The organism is Zhongshania aquimaris (assembly GCF_019312595.1).
GTDB classification, from domain to species: Bacteria; Pseudomonadota; Gammaproteobacteria; order Pseudomonadales; family Spongiibacteraceae; genus Spongiibacter; species Spongiibacter aquimaris.
In genome coordinates this window covers 163,043-182,099 of the sequence record NZ_JAHWDQ010000004.1, presented here as the reverse complement: position 1 = coordinate 182,099, position 19,057 = coordinate 163,043, and the positions used below count along the sequence as shown (strand labels likewise).

The 19,057-nt window shown below is 48.6% G+C and carries 15 protein-coding genes; 12 read left to right on the top strand and 3 right to left on the bottom strand.

Translation table 11 applies throughout. The annotated features are described in order from the left end of the window. Window positions 1-84 precede the first annotated feature (84 nt). The 12 genes from KXJ70_RS15240 (at window position 85) to KXJ70_RS15185 (ending at window position 12,455) form a co-directional block, all read left to right on the top strand. Entirely contained in the window at window positions 85-852 is a 768-nt protein-coding gene (locus tag KXJ70_RS15240) for a glutathione S-transferase N-terminal domain-containing protein (protein ID WP_255558508.1), read from the top strand. 238 nt (window positions 853-1,090) lie between these two features. Beyond that, the gene (locus KXJ70_RS15235; protein ID WP_219044388.1) at window positions 1,091-1,882 is read left to right on the top strand and encodes a DUF3348 family protein; all 792 of its coding nucleotides are present in this window, start codon (window positions 1,091-1,093) and stop codon (window positions 1,880-1,882) included. Further along, window positions 1,879-3,984 (top strand): hypothetical protein, encoded by a 2,106-nt coding sequence (locus tag KXJ70_RS15230; protein WP_219044387.1) that lies wholly within the window; start codon window positions 1,879-1,881, stop codon window positions 3,982-3,984. Before KXJ70_RS15235 ends, KXJ70_RS15230 begins: the two co-directional genes overlap by 4 nt. After that, window positions 3,981-4,628: an OmpA family protein gene (locus tag KXJ70_RS15225; RefSeq protein WP_219044386.1), complete on the top strand. Its 648-nt coding sequence runs from the start codon at window positions 3,981-3,983 to the stop codon at window positions 4,626-4,628. The genes KXJ70_RS15230 and KXJ70_RS15225 overlap by 4 nt, the downstream gene beginning before the upstream one ends. Window positions 4,629-4,631: 3 nt before the next feature. Next, window positions 4,632-5,426, top strand: a complete 795-nt coding sequence (locus KXJ70_RS15220; RefSeq protein ID WP_219044385.1) for a DUF2894 domain-containing protein — start codon at window positions 4,632-4,634, stop codon at window positions 5,424-5,426. 357 nt (window positions 5,427-5,783) lie between these two features. Then, on the top strand, window positions 5,784-6,719 hold the full coding sequence (locus KXJ70_RS15215; protein WP_219044384.1) for an FRG domain-containing protein: 936 nt from the start codon (window positions 5,784-5,786) through the stop codon (window positions 6,717-6,719). A 23-nt stretch (window positions 6,720-6,742) separates the two neighbouring features. After that, window positions 6,743-7,528 (top strand): phytanoyl-CoA dioxygenase family protein, encoded by a 786-nt coding sequence (locus KXJ70_RS15210; protein ID WP_219044383.1) that lies wholly within the window; start codon window positions 6,743-6,745, stop codon window positions 7,526-7,528. Window positions 7,529-7,677: 149 nt separating this feature from the next. Beyond that, window positions 7,678-8,271, top strand: coding sequence for a tRNA-uridine aminocarboxypropyltransferase (locus KXJ70_RS15205; protein ID WP_219044382.1), 594 nt, complete (start codon window positions 7,678-7,680; stop codon window positions 8,269-8,271). A gap of 140 nt (window positions 8,272-8,411) precedes the next feature. Then, window positions 8,412-8,870: a hypothetical protein gene (locus KXJ70_RS15200; protein ID WP_219044381.1), complete on the top strand. Its 459-nt coding sequence runs from the start codon at window positions 8,412-8,414 to the stop codon at window positions 8,868-8,870. Window positions 8,871-9,247: 377 nt separating this feature from the next. Next, entirely contained in the window at window positions 9,248-10,159 is a 912-nt protein-coding gene (locus tag KXJ70_RS15195) for a DMT family transporter (RefSeq protein ID WP_219044380.1), read from the top strand. A 156-nt stretch (window positions 10,160-10,315) separates the two neighbouring features. Beyond that, window positions 10,316-11,158 (top strand): glutathione-dependent disulfide-bond oxidoreductase, encoded by an 843-nt coding sequence (yghU, locus tag KXJ70_RS15190; protein WP_219044379.1) that lies wholly within the window; start codon window positions 10,316-10,318, stop codon window positions 11,156-11,158. 172 nt (window positions 11,159-11,330) lie between these two features. Continuing rightward, window positions 11,331-12,455: a GGDEF domain-containing protein gene (locus KXJ70_RS15185; protein ID WP_219044378.1), complete on the top strand. Its 1,125-nt coding sequence runs from the start codon at window positions 11,331-11,333 to the stop codon at window positions 12,453-12,455. 81 nt (window positions 12,456-12,536) lie between these two features. Here KXJ70_RS15185 and KXJ70_RS15180 read toward each other — a convergent pair whose 3' ends face one another. The 3 genes from KXJ70_RS15180 to KXJ70_RS15170 all read right to left on the bottom strand — a co-directional run bounded on the left by KXJ70_RS15180 (window position 12,537) and on the right by KXJ70_RS15170 (window position 18,932). Next, window positions 12,537-13,727, bottom strand: coding sequence for a class I SAM-dependent rRNA methyltransferase (locus tag KXJ70_RS15180; protein WP_219044377.1), 1,191 nt, complete (start codon window positions 13,725-13,727; stop codon window positions 12,537-12,539). Between the two features lie 106 nt (window positions 13,728-13,833). Next, window positions 13,834-15,063: a methyltransferase gene (locus tag KXJ70_RS15175; RefSeq protein ID WP_219044376.1), complete on the bottom strand. Its 1,230-nt coding sequence runs from the start codon at window positions 15,061-15,063 to the stop codon at window positions 13,834-13,836. 86 nt (window positions 15,064-15,149) lie between these two features. Next, window positions 15,150-18,932, bottom strand: coding sequence for a response regulator (locus tag KXJ70_RS15170; RefSeq protein WP_219044375.1), 3,783 nt, complete (start codon window positions 18,930-18,932; stop codon window positions 15,150-15,152). Window positions 18,933-19,057 lie beyond the last annotated feature (125 nt).

Genomic DNA, 19,057 nt, shown 5'->3' with positions numbered 1-19,057 from the left:
GCCAACTTATTCTTGCCCCACTGCGCCATAATTTGCGTATGCTGCCGATATATACCCCGTTTTGACTCAGGAGAAATGCAGGCGATGTTTGATTTACTCAGTTCAGTAATGGCGAGTTCGGCACGCGGTTGGCGCGGATCGGCGGCGTTTAATGGTGATAAAACCCGCCAACCAGAGAAAATGCTAGTGCTCTACGATATTGAGGCCTGTCCCTACTGTCGCGTGGTGAGAGAAGTACTGAGTGAGTTAGATGTTGATGTGCTGATTTATCCCTGCCCGGTGGGCGGTATGCGCTTTCGGCCAGATGCCTTGGATATAAGCGGTGTAAGTCAGTTTCCGCTGTTGCTCGATCCCAATACCGGCGATGAGATTCTAGAATCGGCGGAGATCATTGATCACCTCTATAAACATTACGGCAATGCGAGACGTGTATCGCCGCGAGGGTTGCGCAGGCAATTATCGATTTCGAGCTCGATGGCGGCCACCGCAGTGCGCTCCATTGGCCGTGCTCGGGGTATGAATGCCAAGCCCTCAGTTGCGCCTGAGCAAGTGTTAGAGCTGTACAGTTTTGAATCCAGTCCCTATTCGCGGCCGGTACGCGAGCTGCTCACCGAATTAGAAATACCCTATATATTGCGCAATTTTGCTAAATCCCGCTGGCAGGAAATGGGGCCGCCGCTGGTGCGTTCGCGCTGGTTTCCGGATGCGCCCATTACCAGTGCCAATCGCCTTCGGTTACGCGAGCTAACCGGCCGCTCTCAAGTGCCTTATTTAATTGACCCCAACACGGGGGTGGCGATGTTTGAGTCCAAAGACATCATGGCCTACCTAAACACGCAATACGGCCGCTAGATGCTTTGGCCCTGCTGCATAAGCAGGGTTTTCGCTCTGTAGCGGCTAATCCTTGAAGTTACTGGCAAAATAGCGATAATTGACCGCAAAATTAGCTCCGTCACCGCAGTTTTGGCGAAACTTTTTTGGCGGTCACCACTCCCGCTAATCAGAATATCTCGTCTGGCAGTGCAAGGGGTCGCGTCGATCTACTCTAGCGCTGCGCTAGCCGCACGGTTGTGTTTTCATTAAGGATGTTATGAACCCAATTCCGGTAACAAGCTCCCGGCTTCAGCGCGTCTTCATTGATTTGGCCGTGGTCAATGCTGAGTTCAGCAGCAAGCAGTTTGCAGATAAGCTCGGCGAGTTAATTAGCTTGTCCGACGCGATCGTACTGGCTGAGTCCCTGCGGAGCTTGAAAAAAAAGCCCTTTGTGGCGGCGCCTAGCACGGAGCAGCCCACTGAGTTATTTATGCAGGCGCGCGCGGGGATGCTGGCATTTATAATTAATAGTTTTGTGTTGGAAGGCGACGAAGCGCCGGGTGAAAGCGCGTCGGCGTTTATACTGCCGCGCCCCAACCGCGACACATTAGATGACCCGGACGCAGGGTTTGTCGCCTATCAGCGGTTTTATTCACTGCACCAAAGTGAAATGGACCATCGCGTGGCGACGCTGCGACGGCAGTTACAGAAGATCATGCAGGGTACGTCGCCAGAGCTCGCCCAGTTAGCAAGCCTAGACGGCAGCATGGCAGACACCATGGCCGATTTTAGCCGGCGAGTTTTTGCGGGTGTTCCGCACTTATTGGCAAAGCGTTTTTATTTTTTGAATCAGCAGTACCGTCAAGCGCGGGCGGAAAATAGCCAATTCAATGAGGCGGTTTCGAACTCGGTCCAAGACGAAACCGCACGTTGGTTGCAAAAAGGCGGGTGGTTAGATCGCTTTATTCGCGAGATGCAGGCGGTACTGCTAGCTGAGTTAGAGCTGCGGCTCATGCCGGTTCTCGGCTTGATAGAAGCGTTAGAATTTGAAGTAGAGACGACACAATGACAAGAATGATTTCGGTGGCCGCGTTTGCCATAGGCGCAACGGTAGTGCTGTGGATGGGGGCGGCTTTTGTTGCTGGCAATATGCTCGCGCTGGGCGTCACGGTATTGATCGCCGTGGCCTATACAGTGGGGTTTGTTGAGCTTCTGCGTTATCAGCAGGCGAGCACAGCGTTGAGCGCGGCGATCGCAAACGTGGACGACTCGCTGCAGGATATAGAGAACTGGTTGGCTGAGCTGCCTAGCAGCCTGCGCAACGCCGTGCGCCAGCGTGTGCAGGGCGAATATATCGGTTTACCCGCGCCGGTGTTGAGCCCCTATATCATTGGTTTGCTAGTGATGCTCGGCCTGCTCGGCACCTTCATCGGCATGGTCGCCACGCTAAAGGGCGCGGTGGTAGCGCTAGAGGGTACGAATGAATTAGAGGCGGTGCGAGCGGGCTTGGCCGAACCAATTAAGGGCTTGGGCTTGGCCTTTGCGACCTCGGTGGCGGGGGTGTGTGCCTCGGCGATGCTAGGCTTGATTTCAACCTTAAGTCGCCGCGAGCGGCTATTAGTGTCTCGTCAGCTCGACACTAGTATGAGCACGGTATTCAAACCTTTTTCATTGAGCCAGCAGCGTCGCCAAAGTTATCAGGCTATGCAGTCGCAGGCCGAGGCACTGCCTGTGGTTGCGCAACAGCTCACATTACTGGCTGATCGTTTAGGGCGTATGGGCGACGACATGGCGGCGACCCTTATGCGTAACCAGGAGCAGTTTCACGCTGCGGCGCAAGGTCAATTTCAAGCGCTGGCTGAATCCGTGGACGCGTCTTTAAAGCAAAGCTTGGCCGACAGCGGCCGTATTGCCGGCGAGAATATAACGCCGGTCATTTCCCGTTTTGTCAGCGATATACGCGATGATATGAAAGCCAGTCAGCAACAATTACACAGCGCGGCAGCGGCGCATTTGCAGAGTTTAGACGAGCGCTACGCCAGCACATCAGACGATTTTACCCGCGCTTGGCAAGGTGCAGTGACTGCGCAACAAGCGGGCAGTGAGTCATTACTATCAACAATGGATAAGCGCTTCAGCGAGCTACTTGCGCAATTCGCCAATAGTTCACAGGCTATGGTCGGCAGTTTTAATTCTCTCAGCGACGATTGGTTAGAGAAGCAGCAGTCCGCCGAGCAGGCGCGTCTTGCTAATTGGTCTACCGTGTTTGAACAAAGTGCGGATTTGCTGCAAAGCAATGCCGAGGCCTTAACGAGTAATGCTCGCGCCGGTAGCCAAGAGCTGATAGCAGAGTTCAGCAAATTAGTGGTGGCCTCTGAGGAGTTGGTTGCGGCCCGCGCGCAAAGCGAAAGTAGTTGGCTAGATAGTTATCAGGCGCGCATGAGCGAGATGACGGCGGCCATAAAATCAGAATTGCAAAGCCTATATACCTTGGAAGAACAGCGCGGCGACGCGGCGGTAAACCGTTTGAATGAATTACAGGCTGCGGTTGCCGAACACTTGGCCAGTTTGGCACATGCGATTGAAGAGCCGATGGGGCGCCTTATCGAGTCGGCCTCTGAAACTCCGCGCATTGCCGCTGAAATCATGACCAAATTACGCGCCGAGATGAATGAAAATATCGAGCGTGACAATAGCCTGCTCGACGAGCGTCGCGAGTTGATGAGCCAGTTAAATGCCTTGTCGGAATCTTTGCAGGTGTCGGCGGCAGGGCAACGCGAGGCGGTAGAAAGTATCCTCGGCAATTCTTCAGAATTGCTTGCGACTATCAGTCAAGGGTTTGCTGACAGCGTCAATACTGAATCTAGCAAGCTGTCTGATATCGTTGCCCATTTCGAGGGAAGTAGCGCAGAGCTGGCGAGTTTGGGTGATGCCTTTGCGACAGCCGTTAGTCAGTTCAGCGAGGCAAACGGCAGTTTGATCGAGACCTTGCTCAAAGTGGATTCGGACTTGCAGGGCAGTGGTGAGCGCAGCGACGAGCAAATGGCGTATTACGTTGCGCAGGCGCGGGAAATTATTGACCACAATATGCTGTCTCATCAGGAAATCATGAACCAACTGCAGAGTCTGGCTAAAGGCGTTGTGGCTTCTCGTGAGGAAGCGTCGGCATGAGTGTGTCGGAACTGGATAATGGCTTAGATCAAGAACCGCCAATTTGGGCGATTTTCGGCGACCTAATGACCGGGCTGGTCGGCGTGTTTGTTTTGCTACTGGTGTGGGCGCTGGGTTTTCAACTTGAGTTATCGCAGACCCTAGAGAAAGAAATTCAAAAACGAGAAGTCGCTGAGCAACGCCGTTTGGCCCTGGAGCAGGCCTTGGCTGACCCTCTTGCTGCCGGCCGAGTCACCCTGCGCGATGGCAAAATTGGTATCAGTGGCAACGTTTTGTTTTCTTTAAATTCCGCCGAATTGCAGGACGAAGGCCGAGAACTTTTGCATACCCTGCGAGCGCCCCTGCAAGTGTATCTTGGTGACAATGAGCAATTGCTTATGGTCAGCGGTTTCACCGATGATCTCCCCATTCAAAAAGGCAATTTACATTTTCGCGATAATTGGGAGTTGTCTGCTCAGCGGGCGCTTACCGTCACCCGCGCACTTATCGAAGAGGGCATGCCCGCAGATATGGTGTTTGCCGCCGCCTTTGGCGCGCAGCAGCCGGTGGTGGAAAATAATGATGCTGATAGCCGCTCGCAAAATCGCCGCGTAGAAATGGCGCCAGTGCCTCGGGCGCAAGCGGCAGCAGAAAAGGCACCCTAAGCTATGCTGGCAGAGTTACAGCAGGATATAGCGCTATTGCGTGAAGAGATGGGCCATCTCTACGATTCCGCGCGTTTCCGCTTTATTGAATCAATGTCTGAGCGGGCGGCTGATTTGCGCGCACCTGCACAAGAGATTCTGCAAACAAAAATTGCCGATGCCTTAGCGCGCTATCGAATTGATCAAGAGGCTAAGGCCCAGCGCATAGCGACGTCACTGGCCGAGCTTGGTGAAAGTGACCGCGCATTGGCCGAGGCGCTGTTAAACAATGGCGATGAGTTCGCTTTTAAAAAATTACTTCTCACTCATCAAAACAATACGCGCCCAAGCGATAAAGCTATTGCCAAAGTAATGGCCCTGCGGGAATTGCTGGATGAGAAGCCAGTGAGCAGTGATGCGTCGGCGTCTGCCTTAGAGCGGCAATTGCGGGAACAAGAACGTCAAAGCTTGAGCGGTGCAGCCTACACCGCCGATATAGCGCTTAGCCAAGGTGATGCCGAGCCGATGCCGGATCAGCGGCCCTTGCAGGCCAGCCAGAAAATGCAGGTTTTTCAGCAGCGCAGCGCAATCGCCAAGCGGGTCGAAATCGCCATACAGCAAGGGCCTGAAAGCCCAGGGCCACTGAACCCACAGATGCTCGCGCTGAAAGCCTTAACGGCCATGCGGGATTTGTCTCCTCAATATTTACATCGCTATGTGAATTATCTGGATGCGCTGTTCTGGATTGATCACGTTACCGAGCGACCAGAACCGACAAAGCCCGCTAAAAAAACGCGAAAAACCACTCGGAAAAAATAGAGTACGATTTTTTATAAGCTGTGAAAGTGTCTGAGAAAGTTTGCGTGTTTGAGGGAGTAGTCGCAATAGTGGTCAGCTGCCAAACTTGTATTCGACAGCACTGCGCTCACTAATTCTGAGGGAATTCACTTAAGTAATTGATTTTTCTTAATAAGCGATTATGCTCATAGCTAAGGGGTTCCACATCGAATGCAGGATGCACACAAATGGAAAATCATTTCAGACTTACTATCCTCCTGATTTAAATAGAACTATCCTGCTTAATCACCTCAAACCTTCGTTTCGCCGTGTACACGAGTTATAAAGCGTAATGCATTTGAATTTGTTGTTAGTTCTAAATAGAAATTGGATATAAAAATGGGAATAAGGGAAAATCAGAAAATAGGTAGCATCAAAACATTTATTGAGCGGCTTGAAAAGCTTGAACTCGATACCCCATCTGATTCTGTATATTATTTTCGCGGACATTCAGATTATGAAGGCTTTAAGCTGACCCCTTCTATCTATAGAGAAACGGAATGGATAAATAACGAACACCGAATGTATCGTGAAATCATAATGAAATGCCCCAATGATTTCAGTCAAATAAAAACTGCCTTTGAAAAACTAGTAAAAATGCAACACTATTCTTTACCAACTCGTTTATTGGATTTAACCGCTAACCCACTTGCAGCATTGTTTTTTGCGGTAAATGAAAACCTAGATAAGGATGCAGAAGTGCTAATTTTTAAAGTACCCAAGAAAGAGGTTAAATATTACGATAGTGACACTGTAAGTATTCTTACTAACCTTGCCAAAAGGCCAGAAGATTTTGAAATTCAAAGTATCAAAGGACAAGATAAAGAAAAATTTAATAAGGAAAAACAAATTACTTATCTACTACATGAGATAAAGGAAGAGAAGCCTTATTTCTCTCCTGTTATAGTTGAAAGTGATCTTGAGTCAGTTGTTTGCGTCAAGCCAAAGTTAGATAATCCGAGAATTATTAGGCAGGATGGAGCCTTTTTTGTTTTCGGCATTAATGGAAATAAAACTAAACCTGCCAGAGTCCCTGACTCGTATCGATTCTCAACTGACAATATAAACTCTCTTAATTATAGTTCAGAACCATATCGTCTAATTATTAACAAATCAGGTAAAAATAAAATTCTTGGTCAGTTAGCCACTCTCGGAATAAATGTGGCTACAATGTTCCCAGAAATTGACTCAGTATCAAAATATATCAAAGAGTCATTAAAGAAAAAAGAGTTAACAAAAGCATCCAGCGGGCGCGCCAAAGGTGCGCGCCGCTGATGCTAAGCGCTATTGGTATACACATGAATAAAGATTACGAAGAGAACGGATATGTAGTTTTTAAAAGCTTTGTCAGAGAGAACGATCTTAAGAAACTACGTGAAACGGCCACTCAATTTCATCAGTCGTGGAAGCGAAAAAATGCACAGTTCTACGCAGAAAAAGCTGTGAACTCTGCGTATTTGACGGCAAAAGAGCATTTAAAAAATGATGAGAGAGAGTCATTTTTCAAATTCATAGGTTCCGCCAAGTTCATGGATGTTGTTACTTCTATCATGGGTGATCGTCCAACCTTCATGAACACCCAGCTGTTTTTTGACCCTGTAAATGAAAGTCAAAAAAACTACTGGCACAGAGATCCTCAGTACCATATGTCTATTGATGAGCAAAAACAGGCTTTACTAGGACCAAACGTTGTTCACTTTCGCATTCCTTTGAGCGATGAGCCCGGGATAGAGCTAATTCCAGGAACCCATAGGCGCTGGGATAAAGACGATGAACTCGATGTGCGCTTGGAGCGCAATGGCCGCAAGAATCATGAAAACCTGTCGACGGGTAAAGCAGTAGAACTAGATGCTGGCGATCTACTGATATTTAGTGCAAATATGATTCATCGAGGAATATACGGAATGGATCGTATGTCTCTAGACATATTGTTTTGCGATCCTGTTCCTGAGTTGGTGAAATTCGTCGATAGTAATTGCTTGCCCGATTCGGACATTATGGAAAGACTCGAAAACGCTGATGCATTTAAGAGTGCGATCGAGATAAAAACCAATAACAAAGCTATGCACGCGACAAGCACGTGATAGCGGCGTTGAGATTGTAAAAACCACCAACGTCCATCCGTCGGTTTTAACCAGACTCTGTTTAAGGTGGTCTAGGCGGCACTAAATGAAAACAAGGCGGTTACGAAAGTACTCTGCTATGTTTTACTTACTATTTTGTTGGTATCCGTATGACAAAGCGCGCTGCGTGTGCAGATTGTGAACGACCTCTAAAAACCTGCCTCTGCGATGTACTTGTCAGCATGGCTTGTCCTTATCGTGTCGTCATTTTGCAAGATGAAAAGGAAGCTAGGCATGCCCTTTCTTCTGCGCCAATTCTAGAGAAGTCTATCGTCGGCGCGGTGCGACTGGTTGGTGAGTATTTCGATCCACTGTCGATACTCGGGCCTGATTGGCGAGCGGAGACTGTGCTGGTGTTTCCCGCAGAAAATGCCGTTACTGCCGATCAGCTAGAGCGCAAAAATATTAAAAATATTATTCTATTAGACGGCACGTGGAGAAAGGTTGCACGGCTAATGTATTTAAATTCTTGGCTGGCTGAATTGCCTTGTGTAGCGATTCAAGCGACGAAGACATCGCAATATAAAATCAGAAAATCGCCACGACAAGACGGCCTGTCAACTATTGAGGCGGCGGTCGCAGCGCTTAATGGTTTGGTGCCAGAATCAGATTACTCTGCCATTTTGCCGGCGTTTTATAAAATGATTGATCTACAGATCGAGGCGATGGGGGCCGAGACCTATCAAAAAAACTATCCCTCCTGAAGCCCCCATTTTCAAGGCCTATTAGTAAATCGTCGCGGTACTCAATTAATTCTCGTGAGTATCTGCGCAAATTCGCCTGTCACAACTAACATGGATGCTCGTTGAGCTGCGAGTTAATGGCGAACAGGAGGAAGGCGAAAATGCAAATTGAAACAATTGGCAATGTGGTTGCATGGTCAGGTGAGTTCCACCGTAATTTCGCTACTTTTATCGAGTCTAGTGTTGCGGCGTCTGACGATGAACGCACAAAAATGCTTAGCGGCTATATAGCCGATCATGAGCGCCAGCTTGCTAAGACGGTGTCTACATTTGACCATGTTGAAAGTGATAATGCTCTTGGGACGTGGTGCACTGAGTTTTTGAATAAACAGCCTTTGCCAGATACGTCGACTAAGGACGAAGAGTGGGCGACACTCTCGGCTAATCAACTTATGGATCGGGTTAGGGATATTCACGAGCAGTTGATAGCGCTTTTTAGTCATTTACTTAGCCGCTATGGGACGACGCCCGCTGCTGACATGCTGGAACAGTTGCTTGATGTGGAAGAGCATCAACTGATGTTGATGACGCACTCAGCGAATCGCTTAGAGGATCTATAACCGCGTTTGAAAGACTGTTCTGTAAGCGTTTTGAGTAGTAGGGCCTAGATTGCTAATCGTGATGTTGACTCTGACCTTGTCTATTTGTGCCAATATTACGATTAAGAAAAGCTTGCGTAGATATATGCTCTTCTCCTATAGTCGAGGGGTTTTCACCTATTTAAAACGGAAAGTCAAAAATCATGTATTCACTTTGTCCTGTCATGTTTGCTGCAGCCAAACGCAATCTCGCATTGCGCTGGGTGGTGTGGCGTGCGGCAGAAAAATGATGCATTGATGTAAAACGCAAAATTTCTCAAAGGCCGCAGACACTCTCTGCGGCCTTTTTCGTTTCTGGCCACAGATAAATGACTCGGCAAGTATTCAGGTAGACGATCATGCTTGTAAGATTGACCTATGTATTGGTCATATTTATTTGGGCCACAACGCCGCTAGCAATAAAGCTAGGCGGTGATTCCCTGCAGCCAATTGCGGGTCTAACCATGCGAATTGCATTGGCCTTTGGCGTGGGCAGCATTATTTGTACCATTGGCGGCTTTGCGGGGCTAGCGATTCGTCGCCACTGGAAATTGTATTTTGCGGCGTCAATCAGTCTTTTTCCCAATATGGCATTGGTGTATTTCGCTGCCGAGTATCTGCCGTCTGGCCTTATTGCCTTGCTATTTGGTTTGACGCTATTTTTTACCGCCGTACTTGCGGGGCCTATTTTGGGTGAAAATCTATTGCAGCCGCGCAAGGTATTTGCGATTGTTTTGGCCGGCTTGGGCCTGCTGTGCATTGTATTTGACGATGTGAGCGTGACGGGAGATAGCTATATCGGCATTGGGCTTATGTTGCTGTCGAATGTGCTGTTTTCGGCAAGTGCATTGTGGGTGAAAAAGCTAAACGCAGAAATGGCGGTTGAACCCATTGAACAAGCACTTGGCGCAATGGCATTTGCCTTGCCGGGAATGGCACTGAGCTGGGTGTTTGTCTTTGGTGTTGAGCCTATTTATATTAGCTCGCAGTCCCTAGGGTCGTTATTGTATTTGTCGCTGTTTGGCTCATTGGTGGGCTTTGTCGCCTACTATTCAATACTGAAACACATGGCTGTTGAGACAGTGTCTCTGATTCCGTTTATTACGCCGGTACTTGCAATCGTATTGGGCGTGCTGGTGGCGAATGAGACCGTGACTGTGGCGATTTTGCTGGGGGCGGGTTTGATTTTTCTCGCGCTGGCAATTCATCAGGGCTTTTGGCGTCGAGCCAAAGTGGCGCAGGAGGCGTCAGTGGCGTCGCCTAGTCATTGATCTTTGGTGATGCGGAGAAAACTCCCTGCAGATTGGATGTTGTGTGGCGTCGCCCTAGGTTTCGCACGTGCGGTAATCTATTGATAGAGTGAACGAACACGGCGATCGATTTAAGTAACAAGATTGATTTTTGATATTTAGCGGGAGAATCTTCCAATGGCAGACTTTAATACCTACACGCCACCGGCGGTGTGGAAATGGGACAATCAAAGCGGCGGCAAATTCAGCAATATCAACCGGCCAATATCTGGCGCTACCCACGAGAAAGCATTGCCGGTAGGTGAGCACGATCTGCAACTGCATTCACTGGCTACCCCCAATGGGGTGAAAGTGACAGTGATGTTAGAGGAGTTGTTAGAGCTCGGTATTAATGCGGCAGAGTACGACGCCTACACGATCAATATCGGCGAGGGGGAACAGTTTGGCAGCGGCTTTGTGGAAATAAATCCCAACTCCAAAATCCCCGCCTTGCTTGATCGAGGTGTAAGCCCGCCGATAAGAGTCTTCGAGTCGGCGGCCATTCTGCTCTATCTAGCTGAAAAATTTGATGCTTATTACCCCAAAGATCCTGCTGAGCGAGCTGCTTGTCAGTCGTGGTTAATGTGGCAGCAGGGTAGCGCTCCCTTTCTCGGCGGTGGATTTGGACATTTTTACGCCTACGCGCCAGAAAAGTATCAATACCCCATTGATCGCTACACGATGGAGGTAAAGCGACAGCTAGATGTGTTGGATAAGCACCTGTCGCAAAACACCTATTTATGTGGTGACAACTATACTATTGCAGATATGGCGACTTTCCCTTGGTACGGTGCGCTGGCGCAAGGTCGTCTATACGATGCCGCTGAATTTCTTGATGTTGCCTCGTACCGTCACGTTGTACGGTGGGCAGAGTTGATCGCTGAGCGACCAGCGGTGCGGCGTGGGCTTCGTGTGAACCGTCCCTGGGGCGATGAGAAGACCCAGGTAGTTGAGCGGCACAGTGCGGCTGATTTCAAATAGTGCTGCTCAGCGCAGGAGGGTGATGTGTGGCTAGGAATGACGCTTGCGAGTTGCTTCGCCACTGGCTTGCCGCCATAATTTGCAGAAATGGGCCAGTGGTTGTAGTTTTGCTTTAGCTTGTGGCGCGATGATTTACAGGTGAAGTGCGCTAATAAGGGATATTTAGCTTAGGATGTTTAAGTTCAAGAGTTTTAACATACTTTCATTGGTAGACTCATTTCACTCTAAAACAGGTGGCGGCAATGCAAGATTGTATCGTCATCGTTTTGTCGCCAGTTTAATCCTTAGCGTCCTGTTTTATGTCTCGCTTATCATTTTTGTTGCCACGTATTTTCTTCCTTTGGGGGAGCACAGCGTACATATAATAAGGCTGTTCTTCATCTTCATTGGTGTTGGCGCACTGCTGTCGATCTATATTTTGCGAACATTGAATCAGCGTGTTTTCGCAGTGAATACTCTTATTACTTTTCTTGGCTTGGCCTTGATCTATCTCGCCATGATGACTGGCGGGATTGAATCTCCTGCGGCGATTTGTCTGATTATTTTCCCTGCCGTTGCTGCGCTCAGTATCGATTTTAAGGCGGGAATAATTTGGGGTCTTCTAGCGGCGCTATCGTGGTCGCTGCTGTTCGCAGCGCCTTACTTAGGTATTCCGATACAAAATGCGATGCCCGACGTTGATGATGGCCTTGCCTTTTTTGTCAGCATTTTTACAACCCACTTTTTCATTGCCTTTGTTGCGCTTTATTACAATAAAACCTCTAAAAGCTTGCGCGAAAAGTTATTGAAAGAGCGGCGTGAATATCATTACTTAGCCAATCATGATGCACACACCGGGGCCATCAATCGGCGTCATTTTCTGGAATTATTAAAAATGGAGATTTCTCGCTGTGAACAGAGTGGAAGTACATTCTGCTTATTCTTCATTGATTTAAACGATTTTAAAAAGGCTAATGATCAATATGGTCATCATTTTGGCGACGAGATATTAGAAGTGTTTAGTCGCCGTTTGCGGCATCGAGTGCGGGAAATTGATACGGTGGCGCGTATTGGTGGTGATGAGTTCTGCATTATTAGCCGCGACATGGGAAATGAGGAGGATGCGAAGCGGGGCGAGCGACGGATTGAGGAGATCCTGCAAGAACCGCTTTCACTCAAGGAAGGGAAATACACGCTGAAGGCGAGTATCGGCTGGTCTATCTACCCGCAGCACGCCACAGACTACGAATCCTTGCTCAAATACGCAGATCAGCACATGTACAAGGTGAAACGCTTAAGTAAGACCGCGCGAAAATAATCGCCGCGGCGTTTTACGCTGACTTAGTTTTTGAATTACCTTTATTGATTAGAGCTTGCGAAGCGAGTTATTAGCCAAAAGTTAGGTGCGGGAAATTCGGCTCAATACGGCTTTTAAATAGCGCGTTTCAGGTATTGCCGAGTGAACTGGATGGTCGGCTCCCTGCATACCCTCCGCAAGAATTTGGGCGTGGCGATCGATATGTCGCGCAGAGGCGCGGACTAAATCTAGCATTTCCTCCCGAGGCATGTGCATTGAGCAAGAGCCTGAGATAAGAAAGCCGTCGTGGTTTAGCAAGCGCATGGCCATCTCGTTGATACGGCGGTAGGCTAGAATGCCTTCTTTCTGATCTTTCTTACGTTTGATGAACGCCGGTGGGTCTACGATGATGACATCGAAGCGTTCGTCAGCTTCTTTCAATGATTTTAGCGTTGTGAAAGCATCGCCTTGTACGGTGCTGAGTTTATCGGCAACGCCATTGAGCTCAGCGTTTTTGTGCACCATATCAAGCGCGGATTCGGAGATGTCAGCGCACCAAACATCGCTTGCGCCAAAGACAGCAGCTTGCACACCAAAGCTGCCCACATAGCTAAATACATCTAGCACACGCTTGCCGGGGGCTAAGGTGCGCAGCCACTCGCGGTTGGGGCGCTGGTCGTAGAACCAGCCGGTTTTTTGACCCGCAGCCAGTGGCGCGAGAAAACGCACACCGTTTTCAATCAGTTCTACTTCATCTGGAACCTCGCCATAGGCAGTGACAACCTCTAGCTCCAGCCCTTCAAGTTTACGAACTGCGGCATCGTTGCGTAACAGAATTGACTGCGGCTGCAGCATGCGCACAAGCGCTTCAATGATAATGTCGCGCATTGCATCCATGCCTGCAGTGTTGAGCTGTACTGAGAGGTGGTCGCCGAAACGGTCGACAACTAAGCCCGGTAGTAAATCACTCTCACCATAGATAAGTCGGTAGCAGGGGTGTTCATACAGGGTTTCGCGCAGCGCGAGGGCGGATTTGATCCGCTTTTTTAAAAAGTTCACATCGATAGGCCGCTCATCGTGACTCATGAGTCGAGCGCAGATTAGAGACTGGGGGTTAACATAGGCAACCCCCAAGCTCTTGCCCTGTTGGTTTTCCACAATAACGTGTTCGCCCGCCGAGAAATTGCGCAGTGGTGTCGCGCTGGCGTCTATCTCATTACTATAAATCCATAAATGACCGCTGCGCAGACGTTTGTCTTCGTTCTTGGCGAGGCGGAGGCGTTGAAGTGTCATTACTGGATTCCTGAGGATGGTCGCGGGAAAAGCTGGCATTATCCCCGATTGCTGCCTAGTGTGAAACACCGCAGCGATGAGCGGCGTTGGATTACCTTAGTTGCCTTTATATTGCTGCGCGTTTTACGGCTTGAACAAGCAGGTTTCGTGGCGTGAGTGAGCTGGGGCAGAACTCACTGAGCGTGCAGTCATAATGCTGTTCTTGTAGATATAAAATACTGTCGAGTACGCAGCGCAGCTCTATCGCCCGTCGAAATGCCATGCGAATAAGGTCGAGTCGTTCCGCTTTGCGCAGACCTTGTGCACCCGCGACTTCATACTGAGCGATATTGGTCGGAATGGTGACGGCGATTGATTTGCGGCTGAGTATTTCATTTACCCAATCCCGAAAACGCACCTTGCTCCAGTGCTGAGGGCTTGAGGGTAGAGCTGTGTCAGTGGCGAAACCCTGTTCAGCAAGTAAAATTCTAAGTCCTATATAGCGGGCTTGGAGCCGTCGCCTAGCGGCGGTTTCGCCCGCCCCTGCAGTGCAGGTTTGTCGCACGGCGGTACGCAGATCGCTATTGGATAATGACAGTGCGCTAGCCTTCATTGAGCTGGAAAGCGCTTGATATTCGCCGTGATTAAAGCGGTGGTAGCAGCACGGCGAAAAACTGATACGCGGGCTGTGCGCTGTCGCGCTAACGCTTAAAAGGCGTTGATGGAGTCCGCCGCAGGCGTGTAGCGCTAGGATCTGTGTTGATGAATTGACGAAGTTAAATACACCCTCACTGAGCACGTCGCATTTCACAATTTGGTATGTTCGCCCCGCGCTTTTTCCAGCTCGCTTATTTCCCGAGTCCACTAGGCTTGCGTCAATTTCAAGACCAACAGAGTCTAGTGCATAGCGAGAGAATAATGCTTCACTTAAATAGCCCTTACCACTGCACCATTCAATGGCGGGTGTATTGTTGAGGAGCGCTGGGTTTTGGTTTGCCTGGGTTTCGCCTATTTTAGTTGGGTGGGCATCGATAAACGCCTGGATTTGCTGCCATTTATTGCCGGGAATACCGACGGGTGGTTCGCGGTGGGAGGCTGCAGGTGCTGATGTGATCGTGATTAGCTCAAGCAATTCGACGGCGGGCGGAAAGTAGGGAATTAAGCGTGTGAGCAGTTGCTGGTCATTGCGTTGTAGTTGCGCAAATTCATCGTCATTAAGCGCAAGTAGAAAATCTCCAAGAACGGCATTGTCGTCAATTGGTGACGCTGTGAAGTTGCTGTAGGCATTGTGACGCCATAAAGATTGATTCTGGATCAATACCGTATTTAGTCGCTGAGCCCAAAGTTCGAAATTCATGATTGATAAATGCCGCCAAGTTGACCGCAGTATAAGCGCTAAGCCGTGGAAGCCCTAAGCCGAGTCTTGGCAAATTTTAAATTTGATCAGTTTAATGCGGTGCTGGTCGCTGCAGTGTGTTTTGGCGTTAAATAGCTTTTGAAGCAGTTCCTGAGGTTTTCACTTTGTTGTTTGAAGTCATTGTAGAGCTGGTCGACGTCTGTGCTGTTTTGATCTTTCGCGGCGCGCTCAAGTTTAGCGGCGCACTCTTGCAATTTTATGCCGTGCAATTGTGCTGCACTACCTTTAACGGCATGGGCGATGGACGCCATCTCGTTGTGGTTTGACTCAGTATAGGCGGAGTCCAATTCCTTGAGTTGGGCACTAATTTGTTCGCAGAATAAAGTCAGTAATTTCTTAAGCACCTCTTGACGCCCCATAGCACTTTCTAGTGCCCTTTCTTTAATCCAAATTGCCCCTTCGTCGCAGCTGCTATTTGCGGGGTCTACGTGTGGTAGCGAAGTCGGTAAAGCGGGGCTTGGCGTTAAGGTCTCTGTAGGTAACCAGCGTTGCAGCTTTTCAATTAGATTGCTCGGGGTAAAGGGCTTGGGTAGATAGTCATTCATTCCCGCACTAATGCACTTCTCTTTATCACCAGACATCGCATTTGCAGTGAGCGCGATGATGGGGATAGAGCGATAATCATCGCCTGCGCTACCGTTGCGTATATGCTTGCAAACTTGGTAGCCGTCCATTTCCGGCATTTGGCAGTCAAGCAATATCAGTGCATAAGGCATGTCGTTCGGAGTGGCATTTAACATTTGCAGTGCTACTTGGCCGTTGGCCGCGACATCGGTGTCAAATCCCATTTCCGTCAAGGTGCAGCGTCCTACTTCTTGGTTAACCGGATTGTCTTCAACCAATAGCACCTTGTGTTGGCTGAACGCGTCCTGTTTTTGATGAGTGCGCGAAATGGCAACGGTATCGCTTGCGTCTAAGTTGCTTAATTTTCCTTTTGCCGCTTTTGTTGGGAATGCCTTTTCATGTGGCTTGAGCTTAAGGATTGATGTGAGATCACTGTATGAAATCGGCTTGAGATAAAAGCCATTGGCACCGGCGAGTGAAAGTTGTTCGCCGTCAGCAATATCGGTATACGCTACTATCACAATTGTTGCGCAGTCAAAGTGAGGGTTTTGGCGAAGTTTGGTGCACAGTGCGACCGTATCGCTTTGGTGTTCGTCAGTCATACCGATGATGACGAGTTTTTCTGCGTCGTCTTTGGCCTCGGATTCCACTTGTAAGATTAAATCATTGGCACTTTCTGGAGCGCTAACGTCGACTTTCCATTTTTTAAGTTGATTGCAAATAGAACTTGCGAACGCCTTATTGTCGTCAAGGATAAATACGGCACGATTACGTGTTGTATCTAGATTGAATTGATCTGCGGTGTCGCGGTCGCTGCAATCTTTTAGGCAAACTGTAAATGTAAAGGTGCTGCCTTCGTGATAGGCGCTGGCGACGGAAATGCTACCACCCATTAGCTCGCATAAATTCTTACAGATAGATAAGCCTAGTCCAGATCCACCAAATTTGCGGGTTGTGCTGGCATCGATCTGTGTAAACGGTGAGAAAAGTCGTTTTATTTCGCTATTGGGGATGCCAATGCCAGTGTCGGTAATGGCGCAGCTTAGAATCAAGTTGCCATTTTTGGAGCGCAATCCGGCGCGTAGAATAATGTTGCCCTGCGCGGTGAACTTAATGGCATTGGCTAATAAATTGGTAATAATTTGACGTAGGCGAGCTGGGTCACCAGATACCCAACTCTGATTAATCGCGCTTTGATCAATGATTAATTCTAGCCCTTTTTCATGGGCGTTTAAGGCTTGACTCGCACCGATGTCGTCAAACAGTTTTCTGATATTGAAAACAATGTTTTCTAATTGCAGCTTGCCGGCGTCGACTTTAGAAAAATCGAGAATATCGTTTATCAAGTTTAATAGGGATTGCGCGCTTGTTTTCGCGACATTGATTTTACGTTCTTGGTCTTTATTTAGCGGAGAGTTTTCTAATAGATTTAGCATGCCTAGCACGCCATTCATTGGTGTGCGTATTTCATGGCTCATAACGGCTAAGAATTCGCTTTTGGCGTGTACGGCGGCTTCTGCTTTTTCTTTGGCGTCGATAAGTTCATCTCGTACTTTTCTGCGACTATCGATGTCTTGCACTGAACCATAGACACGAATACAGCTCTGGTCGTGGAATTCGGCTTGACCGGTAATGTGAACCCAGGTTTCGCGCCCGTTCGCCGCGCGTATTTTTATCTCTTCGCTGAAGGGGACGCCGTCTTCCATTGCTTCTTTTATTGCTTTGTTAATTCGTAACAGCGAATCTCTGGTGTGATAGAACTGATTATTATTTTGGTAGCTTGGAGTGAAATCGTCGGCTACTTTGAATATTTTTCTGGTCATTTCCGACCAGTACATTTTGTCGGCTTTGACGATATATTCCCAGGCGCCAACGCGGGCTTGTGCGCCCATTGAGCGCATTAGCGATTGCTGGCGTTGCATGATCTCGGCCGTTTTCTTTTGTGCAGAAATATCTTCGATTATCGACCAGACAAAGGCTTTTCCGGAGTCGTCATGAATTAATAAGCCGCTCAGCCGCACCGGGAATTCACTGCCATCTTTGCGGATATAGTTGCGTTCATAAGGGCCGTAGCGACCGGTTTTTTGTAGCGCTCGTATTTGATATTGCTCGGCTTCTTCGGCATTTTTTGCACTTAGCTGCCAATCGTTTAGGGCTATAAACTCTTCGCGGCTATACCCTGTGCTGGCGAGCAGGGTATCGTTAACTTGCAAAAAATCACCGCTTTCAAAGTCGCTAAGTGCAATGCCGTTGGGTGATAAATCAAAAAGACTATGCAATAAAAAATTGTGTCGTTGACGGCGTACAACCAATTGCAGAATGGCCGCGATCATTGAAAAGATGGCTAGACCTGCAATAACGAGATAAGTCCTCAGTGCACTGGCATTATTAGCTAGTGTCGGCCAGCCGCTTTTGGGTATGGCAGCGAGCTGCCATTTCTCTCCTGAGGGCATGGATATTTCGGCGGTAACGGGACGAGCATCTTCGACAAAGGAGCTGGTGTTGCCGAAAAACACTGCTGAGGAATCCGACCCTAGCTTGCGTATTGCGATATTCAACTCTGAATTTATTGCCAGCAGGCCGCTGGCCTCATACAAGCGCTGTAGGTCGATGACAGCGGACACGGTGCCCCATACGCTTGCCGACTGATCTTCCGCATTCGTTATAACGACTGGTATTCGGGCGATAAGTCCCTGCCCACCCTGGATAAGTTCAAACGGGCCAGAGATGATGGTTTGTTGCGTGTCGCGTGCGCGAAGCAAGTCTTTGAGTTGATCTGGGCGTTTATTGTAGTCGAAACCGATTGCGCTCTCGTTGCCCTCTACAGGGTACATATACTGCAGCGTTAGGTTACGTGTGGCGCTAATATTGCGGAGCTGCGCGCTGCCATCGAATAAGGGTTTTGCAAATTTAGCGAAGCCTTCTTGATCGATATTTGGGTTAGAATAAATTGCTGACAGCATGGCTTTAGAGGTTTGTAGATTGCCTAGTATATTGCCTTCTAGTCTCGCGGCGATAATTTGGAGCTCTTTGTCTGCTTGGTCGCGAGAGCTTATTTTATAGGTGTGATTATTGACTTTGTCGATGTAAGCGCCAATGGTAATAATTGAGATGACGCTGACTATCCATACTAGTAAATGCAGGCATTTCATTTTGTCGTAGTAAAGGCGATAACGGGCATTGGGCTGTGTTTTTCCCGTTTCAGTGTGGTGATTTATTTTTAAGCCTGTAAATAGGTCTTTCATGCAATAGAGCTCTGCATCGTTCGGCTCTCTTGGTTTTCCGCGACCTCGTCATGCTACGGTAGCTATAACAAGGTCGGTATTCGTACTTTCCCTAGGGCTGCTTATCGGCCTGTGTTTGATTCCGG